Origin of the sequence: Microbacterium sp. SD291 (assembly GCF_017355365.1) — a bacterium.
Classification (GTDB): Bacteria; Actinomycetota; Actinomycetes; order Actinomycetales; family Microbacteriaceae; genus Microbacterium.
Genome location: NZ_JADIJR010000049.1, coordinates 1 through 14,419, shown reverse-complemented (window position 1 = coordinate 14,419; position 14,419 = coordinate 1). Strand labels below are relative to the sequence as shown.

Sequence of the window (14,419 nt, the reverse complement as noted above, 5' to 3'; positions counted from 1 at the left end):
CGGCTCTGTTGGTGGAGCAGCGATCCAAGCTAAGACCTTCATCGAGATGAAGCCGGGCGATCGCCGAGACCTGTACGCATCGCACCAGGTGCTGTACGTCTACCACGACACGATCGACGCCACCGGCGACAAGGCAGTGTCAGAGCACCGCACATTCACCGCCGCGGCGGACGCGATCCGCGAGCTGCTCGACATCATCAAGAAGCTCGCGAGCGCGAACGCGACGAATATCTTCGTGACGGCAGACCACGGCTTCCTGTATCAAAGATCGAAGCTGGCGCCGCAATTCAACCTCACCGTGAAGCCGCAGGGCGAGAAGATCGTGGCCGAAAAACGACGCTACGTCCTCGGTCGGGGTTTGAAGCAGGATCCCGCATTCCGGGCATTCCAGCCGGAGCAGATCGGCCTCTCGAGCGACCTCGAGGTGCAGATCCCGAACTCGATCCAGCGCATCGTGCAGCCCGGTGCCGGGTTCCAGTTCGTGCACGGCGGAGCGTCGCTGCAGGAAATCGTTGTGCCCGTGATCTCAATCAACAAGGGGCGCAGCGACACGGTCGAGCCTGTCAACGTCGAGATCCACCCAGAGTCCGACAAGATCACGACCGGGCAGGTCGTGGTGAAGCTGTACCAGTCGACCAAGGTGGAGCCGAACCGGCCCGCGCGGCGGCTGCGCGCTGGACTCTACTTCGGGGACCAACTGATCTCGAATGAGCAAGAGATGACCTTCGACTCGGACAGCGCTGAGGGACGAGATCGCTTCCAAAGCGTGACACTGCTGCTGAGCAAGGACGCCGACAGCGCGAACAACCAGAGCATTGAGTTCCGGCTGTCGGAACCGATCGAAGGCACCGACCAGTGGAAGAAGTATCGGGGTGTGCCCTACACGGTAAAGCGCGCCTTCGCGAGTGACGACGGATGGGATTTCTGATGAGCGACGACATCGACCTCACCGCAGCCCCGCCTCTCGCGGACGCTGTCGATAGCGAGGCCACACAGGAGACCCCCACGGAGAGCGAACTCGACCGGAAGATCAACGAGCATTTCGCTGGCGCCGTTGTTCGCAAGGATCTCGTCAAGGCTGTCAAGGGCAACGCGATCGTGCCGTCGTACGTGCTGGAATACCTGCTCGGCCAATACGCGGCATCCGACGACGAAGCGACGATCCAGGCAGGCATCGACAAAGTGCGGGGCATCCTCGCCCAGCACTACGTGCACCGCAACGAGTCAGAACTGGTCAAGTCGAAGATCCGCGAGAAGGGCCGCTTCCGAATCATCGACAAGGTCAGCGTCACGCTGAACGAGAAGGACGACGTCTACCAGGCGTCGTTCGCGAACCTCGGCATCAGCGGTGTGATCGTCGAGGCGAGTACCGTCAACGCGAATCAGAAGCTCTTGGTTGGTGGGGTGTGGTGCCTCTGCGACATCGAGTACTTCCACAACGAAGATGCCCGTGTCGTGCCGTGGATTCTGGGGAGCCTGAAGCCGATCCAGATGTCGAACTTCGACTACCAGGGTTACCTCGAGTCCCGTGCGAAGTTCACCACCGACGAGTGGATCGACTTGCTCATCCAGTCGATCGGCTTCAACCCCGAGATGTTCGGGCGACGCGCCAAGCTGCTGCAGCTCATCCGTCTGATCCCGTTCGTCGAGCGGAACTACAACCTCGTTGAGCTCGGTCCGAAGGGCACCGGCAAGTCGCACATCTACTCGGAGTTCTCGCCACACGGCATGCTGATCTCCGGCGGCGAGGTCACAGTACCCAAGCTGTTCGTCAACAACGCCAATGGTCGCCTCGGCCTTGTCGGGTACTGGGACGTGGTGGCCTTCGACGAGTTCGCGGGCAAAAAGAAGCGCACCGACAAGGCGCTCGTCGACATCATGAAGAACTACATGGCGAACAAGTCATTCTCTCGGGGCGTTGAGACGCTCGGTGCCGAGGCGTCCATGGTGTTCGTCGGTAACACGTCGCACACTGTGCCGTACATGCTGAAGCACTCCGACCTGTTCGACGAGCTGCCAGAGAGCTACCACGACTCGGCGTTCCTCGATCGGCTGCACTTCTACATCCCGGGATGGGAAGTCGACACGATCCGCAGCGAGATGTTCTCGGACGGCTACGGGTTCGTCGTCGACTACATCGCCGAGGTACTCAAGTCGATGCGCAACCTCGACTACTCCGATAGGTACCAGCAGTACTTCACGCTCGGCTCGGACATCTCGACTCGTGATCGCGATGGCATCCACAAGACCTTCTCCGGTCTCATGAAGTTGCTCTACCCGCACGAGCAGGCAACGCCTGAAGAGATCGAGGAGATCCTGCGGTTCGCGATCGAGGGCCGCAAACGCGTCAAGGACCAGATCCTGCGGATCGACGACACGATGGTCGACGTGAAGTTCGTGTACAACTCGCTCACCGCGGGCCGGACCGCCGTCACGACCCTGGAAGAGGACGAGTACCCGTCGCATTACTATCGCGGCCGAGCAGTTGCTCCCGGTGTCGAGCACGCAGCAGAAGCTCCTGCGTCCGCAGCCGACCGTCCGATTGCACCCGAGCCGGTGCAGGCGGAGCTGTTCCAAGGACAGCGCGACTTCATGGAGAACCAGCGAGGCATCTCCTACGAGAACCTGCTGTTGCCCTACTTGCAAGGCGCGACCGAGATCGAGTTCCACGATCCGTACATCCGCCAGCCTCACCAGGGACGCAACCTCGTAGAGTTGCTGGCTCTGATCGCCGCGGCCAAGGACCCCGCGGACGAAGTCACGTTCAAGCTCTTCACCCTGCTCGAAGACGACATGGAGTACCAGCAGCGCCAGCTTCAGATGCTCAGCCAGATCGTGAACGGCGCGGCGCAGCAGGGCATCAAGGTCGACGTCGGCAAGGACCCCGGCGGTCACGATCGATGGATCCGCACCGACACGGGTTGGCGGATCAACCTCGGACGCGGACTCGACATCTTCCAGAAGGCCGACGGCGGTTGGTTCGACTTCGGAACGACGCGCCAGGAGTTCCGCCAGGTCAAGGCCTTTGGCGTGACGTACATCCGCGAGGCCTGATTGATGGTTGAAGAAGAGGGATCGGCGGACGCGGTGCCGCTTGACGAACTGAAGAGAGACCTTCTGCAGCGCGTCACATCGGCCTACCTCAATTCCGCCGACTTCAACGGAAGCGGCGTAAGCGAGCTTTTCGACATGAACACGACCGACTCTCGCATGGTCGAGGAGGCAATCAGGGCGCTGATCGTTGACGGGGACATCTACGCGAACTTTGGTCACGAGATGGTCAACCCGTTCATCCTTGGGTTTGCGCCGCAATCCGCTCGCGAGAACATCGCTGAAGTTGAACGTCGTGGTGGAGCCTCACGCGCGATCCTCTACCCCAGGCAACGAGCACTCGTTGCTGCGGCGGCGGGCGACCGATACGTAGGCGCGCCGTACTCGGCCGCACTGGCACTAGGTCGGGCGCAACTGGAGTCTGTCTTCTTCCATGCCGCCGTGCTTGCCAAATATCGAGACGATCCACGCTACGACTACACGCTTGACATTGGTGGTGAGATCCGAGGGCAGGAAGGAACGCCGCTCGACACGTACCTCACCACATTCAGCATCGGCTTCCACCAGGATACAGAGAACGACGAGATCGTCGTCGGTGTCCCTCTTCGGTACTTGCATGACCTCACGCCAGCCGAACAGTCCTACTGGCGGTCCTTTGAACATGAGGATCAGAACTGGGTTCTTCACCCTGACTGGGTACGACCGCATCTCCTCGGCGAATTTCCCGAGCGCGTCAGCCCCTACACGGCAATCCTCATGGAAATACGGCTGGTCAACGACATCTGCTTTGCGATCGACTACCCACCCCTGTTCAAGGTCGTTCATGATGGCTCCGATCGGCCGACGGACTACGGCTATCTGATTCGGCCGACGATGCGCGAACTGTCGACCTTCGTTGAGCAACTGAACAAGCTCCTCATCGAGCCACTCAACGTCAAGTTCTTTGAGCGCGCGCGAGTAGCGACGACCGACGAAAGATCTGATTCTGACGGAAACCTGTTTCGTGCCCCTCGAGGAACCATGAGCATGCTCATCGAATGGATGGAGCGGACAGTCACGCATGATCCCGAAGAGCTGGTGCCATCGGCGAAAGCGATCTTGAAGGAGATCCGAACCAAGCGGTCCAAGTCTGCGCACTCGATCCGGGAGAACGAATATGACCAGTTGAACTGGAGTGAGCAGAGGCGTCTCGTCTGCGAGTCCTACCTCGCGGTTCGGACGGTCAGACAACTCCTGCAGTTTCATCCACGTGCGTCGGCCGTGAATGTGCCGGATGAACTCGACGAACCGAGAGTCTGGCCCTTCTAGCGTCACCGATCATGGCGTGGAGTTTGTCGCGGGTTTCCGTCATCATCAGGCTTCCACGCGTCTTGCAGATCGAGGTGGCACCTGCGTAGGTCCTGGCACCCAACGCAATTGATAGCGCTCGTCCACCTCTTCCGTAACGGAGGGGCGGTGAGCGGCGTGACAGTGTCGATGCGCGTGATGTCTGCGGGCGACGGCTACAAGTATCTGCTGCGCACGGTCGCCGTTGGCGACGGCGACCGGGCCCTATCCACCCCGTTGACGAGGTACTACAACGCAGACGGGACGCCGCCCGGCCGGTGGATGGGCAGCGGCTTGTCGGTCCTCGGCGGCGGGCAACTGCGCGAAGGCGACGAGGTCAGTGAAGCGCAGCTGCAGTTGCTGATCGGTATGGGCCGAGACCCGCTCACTGGTGATCCACTTGGCCGCGCCTACCCGGCCTACCGAACGGCGGCCCAACGCGTCGACGAGCGTGCATCGGCGCTCGACATCGGCCTGGGCGCTGGCGAGCGGGGCCGTGCCGTCGCCGCAATCGAGGCTGAGGAATCTGCGCGTGGGACACGCCGAGCGGTTGCAGGGTACGACTTCACCTTCTCGATTCCGAAGTCGGCGTCGGTGCTGTGGGCGGTCGCCGACGCGGGTACACAATCCCTGATCGCCGATGCTCATCACGCCGCGGTTGCAGAGGTCATTGCGTTCATGGAGCGAGAGGTTGCGGCGACGCGCACCGGTGCAACCCCCGGCGACGGCGCTGTCGCTCAGGTCGACGTGCGCGGACTCCTCGCGACCGCCTATGACCACTACGACTCCCGGGCGGGCGATCCGCACCTGCACACGCACGTCGTCATCAGTAACAAGGTTCAGACGGTGCTCGACAACAAATGGCGAAGCCTGGACGGCAGGCCGCTCCATGCCGCGACCGTAGCCCTCTCCGAGTTCCACGAAGCGGCGTTCGCCGACCACCTGACGCGTTTGCTCGGCGTCGAATGGGAATCCCGCGATCGTGGCCGAGACCGAAACGCCGCATGGGCAATCTCCCGAGTCCCCGAGAGGCTCGTGTCGGAGTTCTCATCGCGCTCACGTCACATCGACGACGAGAAGGACCGTCTCATCGGGGAATACATCGAGCGGCGCGGCAGGCAGCCCTCGTCCGCAACGATCATCAAGATCCGCGCGCAAGCAACGCTCACAACCCGGCCCGCGAAGGAGGTCCACTCGCTCGCGGACCTCACCGCTGACTGGAGTCGCCGCGCAAGCATCGTGCTCGGAGTGGACGCCACAGGCTGGGCGCGCACGGTCACTGCGAACGAGGCGCCGCAGCTGTTGTGTGCTGACGATGTTCCGCTCGATGTCGTCCGCTCTCTCGGCCGGAGTGTCGTGGCGGCGGTGGGCGAGAAGCGCTCGACTTGGCGTCGCTGGAATCTGACCGCCGAGGCGGCCCGCCAAACGATGATGTATCGCTTCGCCAGCACGCTCGACCGCGAGGCGATCATCGGGTTGGTCGTGGATGCCGCCGAGACGTTGTCTCTGCGGCTTACGCCTCCCGAACTGGCATCCGGTCCTGCTGTCTTCCGCCGGAGCGACGAGTCATCGGTGTTTCGACCGAAGCACTCCACAGCCTTCTCGTCGACCGAGCTGCTGGACGCTGAGGATCGGCTTCTCGATCGGGCCCGTGCAACGACCGGTCCGTCAATCGCGCTCGGCACCATCGAGCGCATGGTTCGCAAACGGGATGGTGAAGGCCGACTGCTGGGGGAGGATCAGGCAGCTGCTCTGACGGCGATCGCGATCTCCGGTCGCGTCGTCGACGTCCTCGTCGGACCCGCTGGTGCGGGAAAGACCACAGCCATGAGCGTGCTGCGCCGCGCGTGGGAGGCTGAACACGGCAGAGGCTCGGTCGTTGGACTGGCGCCGTCTGCGGGCGCGGCGCAGGTGCTCGCCGATGACCTCGGGATCGCGACTGAGAACACGGCTAAATGGTGGCAGAACCACATCGCGACGGGGGAGACCCTTCATGCTGGACAGCTCGTCATCGTCGACGAAGCATCCCTCGCCGGAACACTCTCGCTCGACAGGATCACCCAGCTCGCAGCGGAGACTGGCGCGAAGGTACTGCTTGTCGGGGACTACGCCCAGCTCCAGTCCGTCGATGCGGGCGGTGCGTTCGGCCTCCTCGCTCACGATCGCGACGATGCTGCCGAACTCGTCGACGTACACCGCTTCACGCACCCCTGGGAGAAGACAGCATCCCTCGATCTCCGGCACGGCTGCACCGACGCGATCGACAGTTACGACGCACACGAGCGCATCCGCGACGGCGACACCAACGCGATGATCGACTCGGCCTACGCGGCCTGGCGTGTTGACATGCTGAACGGGCGCTCGACGGTGCTGGTCTCCGACTCCAACGAGTCCGTGACCGCACTCAACGACCGTGCCCGCACTGACCTCATTCTCGACGGCACCGTTCGCGGGCCGCGCGAAGCCGAGCTGCACGACGGGACGCGCGCCGCGACAGGCGATGTGGTGATCACCCGCAAGAATGACCGTCGCCTCCGCGCCGGGCGCGGCTGGGTTCGCAACGGCGACCGCTGGAACGTCGTCGATGTCCGCACCGACGGCTCAGTTCTTCTCCAACGCTCCGGGCATGCCAGGGGTGGCAAGGTGCTGCTGCCAGCCCACTACGTTGGCGAGCATCTCGAACTGGGCTACGCCGTCACGTCATACCGAGCGCAGGGCATCACGACGGACACCGCCCATGTCCTCGTCGATGCTGCCACGACCCGGGAGAACCTCTACGTCGCGATGACTCGCGGCAGAGACGGGAACGTTGCGTACGTCGCCGTCGACAAGCCCGACCCATCTCACGACGGTCCCCACCCGGGTGGCAACAGTGAGGCCACCGGGCGCACCGTGCTCTACGGCGTTCTCCAGCACACCGGGGCTGAACTTTCTGCTCACGAAACCATCGCCGTCGAGCAGGAGACCTGGGGTTCGATCGCACAGCTTGCAGCAGAGTACGAGACCATCGCCGCAGCCGCGCAGCGCGACCGGTGGGCATCGCTTGTCCGAGCGTCGGGGCTCGCTCCGGAGGCGGCCGACGAAGCGATCGCCTCCGATGCCTTCGGTCCGCTCACGGCTGAGTTGCGCCGCGCTGAAGCGAACCACCACGACATTGAGACCCTGTTGCCGCGCCTCGTTCAGGCGCGCGGTTTCGACGACGCCGACGACATCGCGGCCGTGCTTCACCACCGAGTCGCCGCGGCAACTCTGCGGCCCGGTGGATCGGGACGAACGCGCAAGAAGCCGCGCCTCATCGCGGGCCTTGTTCCTGAAGCAGCCGGACAAATGTCCGACGACATGCGCCAAGCGCTCGACGAACGCCGCGATCTCATCGAGCAGCGGGCCGATGCCGTGCTTGACGAGGCCATTGCGGACAACGCCAGCTGGGCGGTGCAGCTCGATGGCCCTCCCGCGGGTGCCGCGCGACAAGAGAAGTGGCATCTATCCGCGCGCACCGTCGCCGCCTATCGTGATCGCTACGCAGTAAGCGCATCAGGCGCACTCGGTGCTCAACCGAAGACCACGGCCCAGCTGATAGACCACGCCCGCGCGGAAGTCGCTCTGAACGAGATCCTGCGCACCAGAAATGCCAAGGACGATGAGCAACCGCACAGTGACACGGGAAGGCGCGACTCGGTGGTTCGCTCGCTATGAGCTACAACTCTGTAGGGCGTCGATCTGACATGCGAGGACAGCCCTGGTAGAGGGGTGGCTCGGAGCCAACACACCCCGGCGCCGTGACACTTGTTGGCGATGATCGGATTTGGTGATCAGCGTCTGCTTTGCCGTAATCCGCGTATACGCCGACGGACATGGACGGAGCCGGTCACGTCTGGATCTTGCACGCGCCCGCTAAGGTGATGTTGTATGAGCATCGACCACGGCAATCGGTTTAGTGCTGCAGGCTCCGCGCTCGGTTACCTCGCCCAGGTCGAGTACGCATTGCTCATCGCTCTCCAACGGATGGATACCGATGAGAGTCTCCGACTATCGCTTGAGACTGTGGACGACATCACGTTCGAAGCAGTAGGGCAGCCGCAGGAGTTGTGGCAGACGAAGCACCACGTCGGTCGACGCGGCTCTCTCGGAGATGCGAGCCCGGATCTATGGAAAACGCTGCATAACTGGATCGAGACATCGGACGAGCGGTCCGCATGCTTCCTTTACACCACAGCAATCGCGCAGGTCGATACGGCAGCGGGCTTGCTCGGCCCCGTGCGTAGCAGCGATGACGTGGTCGCTGCCCGAGAGAAGCTCGACGTCGTTGCCCGCGCTGCAGGGAATGCGGCGTCCGCTGAGTTTTACGATCGGTATCTCGCACTCAACGAGACTCAGCGAACAGATCTGCTGGGTCGCGTCGTTGTTCTTGGAGCCGTAGGTGCGGGTGAGCAGATCACCGAGCAACTTGTCGCCACCGTTCGCAAGGCAACAGTGCAGCAGCGTCGCCGACCGCTTGTGGAGCGTTTGCGCGGGTGGTGGCACGGGCGAACGATGGAGCATCTCACCAAGGTCGCCCGGGGCGAGAAGGACTGGATCGATATCCGCGAGATTGAAGATCAGCTGCACCTGATTGCCCAGTCGCTCCGGGATGACAACTTGCCACTCGACTACGACAACGAACCGGAGCCGACCTCCGATGAGGTTGCCGGAGATGACAGAGTCTTTGTCGAGCAGCTTCAGCTGATCCTGCTGCACCATGAGCGCATCCGGCAGGCGGTGTACGACCACAATCGGGCCTTCCTCCAGCGGTCCAGGTGGCAACGCGAACAGTTGCTTGCGATGGGCGAGATCGACGCCTACGACCGGCGGTTGATGGAGGAGTGGAAGCGTGCATTTCTTCCGTTGGAGGAGGCGGATGTTGACGACGCGATCAGTGATGACGACAAGCGGAAGTTCGCGCGAACGACATATGCGCGGATCCAGGAGCGCGCTCTGCCAGAGATCCGTGCGGAGGTTCGGTCTGGTTACATTCCGCTCGGGTCGCTACATATACTTGCCGATCGGCTCCAGATCGGTTGGCATCCAGATTGGCTTGACCTCCTGAAGCATCGCCTTGCCGAGGTGCAAGGGGCTGCCGAAACGCAGGAGGTTGCATGAGCATCACCATGCCGAATCCAGTAGCAGACTCCGAGACCAGCGCACTCTTCAATCCGGCCTTCTGCGCGCTCTTGCTCAACAAGGCATGCGCGGCATATGAAGCGAAAGCGGAGGCAGCGATGCCGGTCACATTCGCGTTTCTCATACTGCCCAGTGCGCTCCACAAGCCTACCCGCGACGCTCTGCCGGGCACGACCGGGTCATTGATGTGGTCGTGGCTTCGAAACAACCCGGTCATTCTTATGGACTTTGCTGATCGGGTCCGCACCTTCCGAGCCTTCACTGGAGCGGCGATCGGCTACGGACTGCAGCACACCGTGCTCATCGGGTCGCCCGGGTCGATCTCAGCAGGAAACCTCGGTCGTCGCCCACGCACACTGTTCCCCACGAGCGACTGGACGGATTGCGTGAAAGCGGCCGAATTTCTCGGGCGCTGGATCGGAGCATCCGACGCAGACGAATCCACCACACTCGCTCATTGGGGAGTCAAGCCATGATGCAACTCGATGCGCTCATCCTTTACAACGCTGACGGACACACCCGTCAGATTCGGTTCAGACCGGGGCAGCTCAACATCATCTCCGGCGAGTCTGGAACGGGTAAGAGCAGCATCATCGGCATCCTCCGGTTCCTGTTGGGCGGTGACAGCCCACACGTCCCGCTCGGTCCGATCCAGGACACCGTGGCCTGGTACGGCCTGCTCGCGCACGTCGGCGACACGCGGTTCTTCATCGGACGCCCGGCACCGGCACATGGAGTTACGACATCGCAGGCAATGCTCACGATCGGCGAGAGTCAGGTTCCCGTGCTTGCGACTCTCGCGGTCAATGCCAATGCTGCGGACCTCGTCGAATACCTCGGCGGCCTGATCGGGATCGAGGAGAACCTCCACGTTCCCGCAGAGGGACGTACCCGCCGGTCACTCGCCGCGAACTTCCGACACTCGCTGTATTACAACTTCCAGGGCCAGGGAGAAGTCGCTAACCCTGAGCTCCTCTTCCACCACCAGAACCGCGACTACCAGAAGCAAGCAATCCGAGACACATTTCCCTACTTTCTCGGTGCTCAGGGACCTGATGCCCTTCGTAAGCGCGAACAGCTCGCTGAGCTCCGGCGTGACATCCGACGCCAAGAAACGCGGCTCGCTGAGGCTCGCACGACGCGTGAGTTGGGCGTGGGACGTGCAGCGGGACTCATCGCCGATGCACGGGCCAGCGGACTGCTCCCGGTTGACACGACACCTACCGACTCAGGTGAGGCCATCGATCTCCTTTCTGCGGTCCTTGAGCGGGTGGAGCCGTCGGCACACGTAGACGACGTCGATCATGATGCGGAAACAGAAATTCTCATTGCGCGCCGTGTCGAACTACGCGGTGCTCTCCGCGACATCAACGACAAGCTCCGCGGACTTGACGAGTTCGCCCGGGTCGGGACAGAGTACAGCGCGGAACTCAACGAGCACCGCGTTCGTCTTGCCTCCATCGGTCTCATCCCGGACTCGACTGATGTGGACGCCACCTGCCCGGTCTGCCAGACAGCCCTGACTGACGCCAGCACCCATGACGCCATCAAGCACAGTCTCGGCCGTGTGGCGCGCCGCATTGAGCTAGCACAGCGGGACCAGCCGCGTATCACCACGGCGCGCACCGAACTACTTCAGGTCCGAAGCCGAGTGCGCGCCGACTTGACCGATATCGACACATCGCTGGAAGAGCTGGCCCGAACCGATGATATTCGGGCGACTGCGCAGCGCACCTGGGATCAGCAGAGCTTCGTTCGGGGCCGCGTCGCCCAGTATCTTGAAACGACCACGCTGGAAAGCGATGACACCATCACAGCGCTGGAACGGGCGGTCGAAGCCCTCGAAGACAAGGCCGAGAAACTCGCGGAAGAGCTGAATCCGGAGGCTCTTCGCTCGGCGATGGAGTCCCTCCTTAATATCGTCGGGCGACGAATGACCGCGCTCGCGCAGTCGTTCCCCCTTGAACACTCTGAGCACGGCGTGCGAATAGATCCGTACCGCCTCACGGTCGTAGCCGACACGCTCCAAGGCCCTGCCTACATGGATGCCGGTGCTATCGGTAGCGGCATGAGCTGGGTCGGCTATCACCTCACCGCCTACTTGGCGCTACAGGACTACTTCATCGAGGCGAACCGGCCCGTTCCCAGATTCATCGTCTTGGACCAGCCCAGTCAAGCATTCTTCCCCCGGGACCGGGAGAATGGGGGAGACCTCACCGAGCTGTCCGATACCGATCGGGACAACACGCGCAAGCTCTACTGGATGATGTTCGACGCGGTCACTCGTCTTGACGGACAGTTGCAGATCATCGCCTTCGACCACGCGGACTTCGCTGACGAGTGGTTCCAGGCATCGATCATCGAAACGTGGCGCGATGGCAGCGCGCTTATCCCGGGCGATTGGTACGCGGCGGACCGACAGTCGCAGCTCGCTCTTCCGGCTGCCGCTACGGATGAGCAGTCATCGTCGCCGTCTGGTCGCACCGGCGACGATGACACAAAGGGCGCATGACAATGACATCGGGCTTCTACTTGGCGATCGGATCCGTATTAACGGAGTCGGTTGCTACTAAGATCACGACGGCAGGTAACGAGTACAAATCCAAGAAACTGTCATCCTTGCCAGAGAATTGGTGGACTATAGTCAGCCTTCTTAGGCGGTCGGACCTTCTTGGCGTAATCGTGAAGCTCACGGCTAACGATTTTGAGCGCGTTTGCAAGGAACCTTATGCGGCCGTTGCGACGGCGCTATTCGAGGAGCTCGCCCGGAAACCGTACCTCATCGTTGCCCATGAGGCCGTCGTTGGTGATGTCGATCTTGAGCTGACGACGTCTGACGATGTGCCTAGCGAGGACTGGGATGGCTACACCTGGAATGATCAGGCAGCCAGAGAGTTCTTCGGGACACTGGAAAGCAATATTCGTGAGCATGTCCTTGACCTATTGGCCAAAAATGAGCTGACAATTTCGACCTACAAGCGGAATGCAGAGGCATCAGTTCTCGCAGCCTCGTTCGTCGAGGACACTCAGAGTAACCTCTTGTTCCGAATATACGTGCCCGCTGGGCGTCTCTATGAGGAGGAGCTGACCAAGCTGCTCGGCATGTTCCATGATTGGTCGGGATCCGTGAAGCATCGGACCGTTCGTCAAGGTGGCTACAAGACGCCGAGCGGTCGCGTCATCGAGTTCTATGGTGAACAGGGAATGACGACTGAGTCGGTCGGAACCGAGCTTGAGGAGTTCGCGCGGTTCCTGGGGTTGCTCGATCAGCCGGGTGCCGCGGAAGCCATGTTGCAGGGACTGGGCATGGACCGGATGAAGGCGATCAATCTCGTAGCACGATATGGGAAGGAGGCCCGCCGCGTCCTCCTCGACACCAAACATGAGCGCGATCGGAGGATGCTTGCCATTCAACAGCAGATTGAGTCGGAGCTTGTTGATGATCTCGACTCGGTGGCATCGAATGAGATCGAGAGTCTCGTACAACTTCTTGTGCCTGCCTCGCCGTTCGCGTCCAGCTCAATGACTATGCAGCTCGCTACAGGCCCTGGAACCCTACCGTCAGTGATGATCCAGCAGCAGATCTTTCAGCACGTCGAAGGAGTCGTAGCTCAGAACCTGAACGGAGCTGTCACACTTGGCGTCCCTGCCGAACAGCTCATCAAGCTGGTGCGCGAGCTGGGCGCGGACGCCGGAACTGCCCTCGAAAACGACGCTCGCGAGCTTGCGGACCCGGGTGCCCCCACTTCCGCGAGGATCGGTGCGCGACAGCGATTGAAGGCCTTCTTGGTTCGGAATGGCCAGAGAATTGAATCCGCGACCTTTCAGATGGCGTGGAAGTGGATCGAGGCTCAGGTCGGCGGCTCGGCCAGCTGAAGGAGAGGCGAAGGCCGCGTGATTGATCGCGCAGTGAAGCGCTCGAACGGCGGTCGATCGAGAAGTTGGTTCGCCTGGGCTCACACGATCCAGAAGCCCGTTTCCTGCTGTCGCGGTGAAGGTAGAATCGAAGCGTGTCACGGTCCCGCCGCAGCTGGCGAAGGTACCCAATTTCTAGGAGTGGCACGCAGAGGGCACGGCCCCGTGGCAGCCCCCAAGAATCCGCGGAATCACGCGGCCCACGACTAGAACTGGGACTTCTGAATCACTGACCCAGCCCAGGGCCCGCGAGGACTGACGGGAGGCCCGGATCTGCAGGTTTCTGCGGATCCGGGCCTCCCGTCATATTCACGCGCCCGCAGCTACCGCCCGCCTCCGGCGATCGGATACTCGACGAACGCGATCCGCGACCCGTCGGGAGACCAGCTCGGGACGTTCATGGTGCCCTGCCCGCCGCGCAGGCGACGGAGATCGCGGATGCCGCTGCGGTCGGCCGCGCAAAGACGCAGGATCACATCACGATCCGCCGGGTGTCCCTCCGTCCCCGGCGGGAAGCTCACGTAGGCGATCCGTACGCCGTCGGGGGAGAGGTGCGGGAACCAGTTCACCCTCTCGTCGGAGGTCAGCTGCTCGGCATCCGTCCCGTCCGTCCGCATCCGGAACAGCTGCGCGTGACCGGGGGCGGTGCGTGCGCGCTCGGAGTTGAAGTAGATCCATGCGCCGTCCGGTGAATACTCCGGGCCGTCATCGGGGAAGCCGTCGTCGGTGAGCTGCGTGTCCTCGCCGCCCGAGGCGGGGATCGTGAACAGGTTCGGCGGCGACCAGGAGCCGTCCTCGGCGACCTCCAGTCCGACGTACGCCAGCGTCGTTCCGTCAGGGCTCACTCCGTGCAGGAAGTGCAGGCGCCCGTCGTCGTTCGTGACACGCACTGGCGCTCCGCCGGCGAGCCGCACGCGATGGACGTGCCCGTCATCCGCCGAGAGGAAGACATGCACGCCGTCGGGAT

Annotated in this window: 9 protein-coding genes; 8 read left to right on the top strand and 1 reads right to left on the bottom strand. The window is 62.4% G+C overall.

Translation table 11 applies throughout. The features are described from left to right. The 8 genes from IPV10_RS16205 to IPV10_RS16170 form a co-directional block, all read left to right on the top strand. The coding region (locus IPV10_RS16205; RefSeq protein WP_207485599.1) for a PglZ domain-containing protein at nucleotides 1-928 on the top strand (928 nt) is incomplete at its 5' end. Continuing rightward, nucleotides 928-3,054, top strand: coding sequence for a BREX system Lon protease-like protein BrxL (gene brxL, locus IPV10_RS16200; RefSeq protein ID WP_207485597.1), 2,127 nt, complete (start codon nucleotides 928-930; stop codon nucleotides 3,052-3,054). The genes IPV10_RS16205 and brxL, both read left to right, overlap by 1 nt. 3 nt (nucleotides 3,055-3,057) lie before the next feature. Then, nucleotides 3,058-4,359, top strand: a complete 1,302-nt coding sequence (locus tag IPV10_RS16195; protein WP_207485595.1) for a hypothetical protein — start codon at nucleotides 3,058-3,060, stop codon at nucleotides 4,357-4,359. A gap of 168 nt (nucleotides 4,360-4,527) precedes the next feature. Beyond that, entirely contained in the window at nucleotides 4,528-8,073 is a 3,546-nt protein-coding gene (gene mobF, locus IPV10_RS16190) for a MobF family relaxase (RefSeq protein WP_207485601.1), read from the top strand. A gap of 213 nt (nucleotides 8,074-8,286) precedes the next feature. Next, entirely contained in the window at nucleotides 8,287-9,516 is a 1,230-nt protein-coding gene (locus IPV10_RS16185) for an ABC-three component system protein (protein ID WP_207485593.1), read from the top strand. Then, entirely contained in the window at nucleotides 9,513-10,013 is a 501-nt protein-coding gene (locus IPV10_RS16180; RefSeq protein WP_207485591.1) for a three component ABC system middle component, read from the top strand. Before IPV10_RS16185 ends, IPV10_RS16180 begins: the two co-directional genes overlap by 4 nt. Then, a complete protein-coding gene (locus IPV10_RS16175) occupies nucleotides 10,010-12,049 on the top strand; it encodes a DUF3732 domain-containing protein (RefSeq protein ID WP_207485589.1) in 2,040 nt (679 codons plus the stop codon). Before IPV10_RS16180 ends, IPV10_RS16175 begins: the two co-directional genes overlap by 4 nt. Next, complete coding sequence (locus IPV10_RS16170) at nucleotides 12,046-13,413, top strand: hypothetical protein (protein ID WP_207485587.1); 1,368 nt, start codon at nucleotides 12,046-12,048, stop codon at nucleotides 13,411-13,413. Before IPV10_RS16175 ends, IPV10_RS16170 begins: the two co-directional genes overlap by 4 nt. Nucleotides 13,414-13,775: 362 nt before the next feature. Here IPV10_RS16170 and IPV10_RS16165 read toward each other — a convergent pair. Further along, a partial coding sequence (locus tag IPV10_RS16165) for a PD40 domain-containing protein (RefSeq protein ID WP_207485585.1) occupies nucleotides 13,776-14,419 on the bottom strand: 644 nt, incomplete at its 5' end.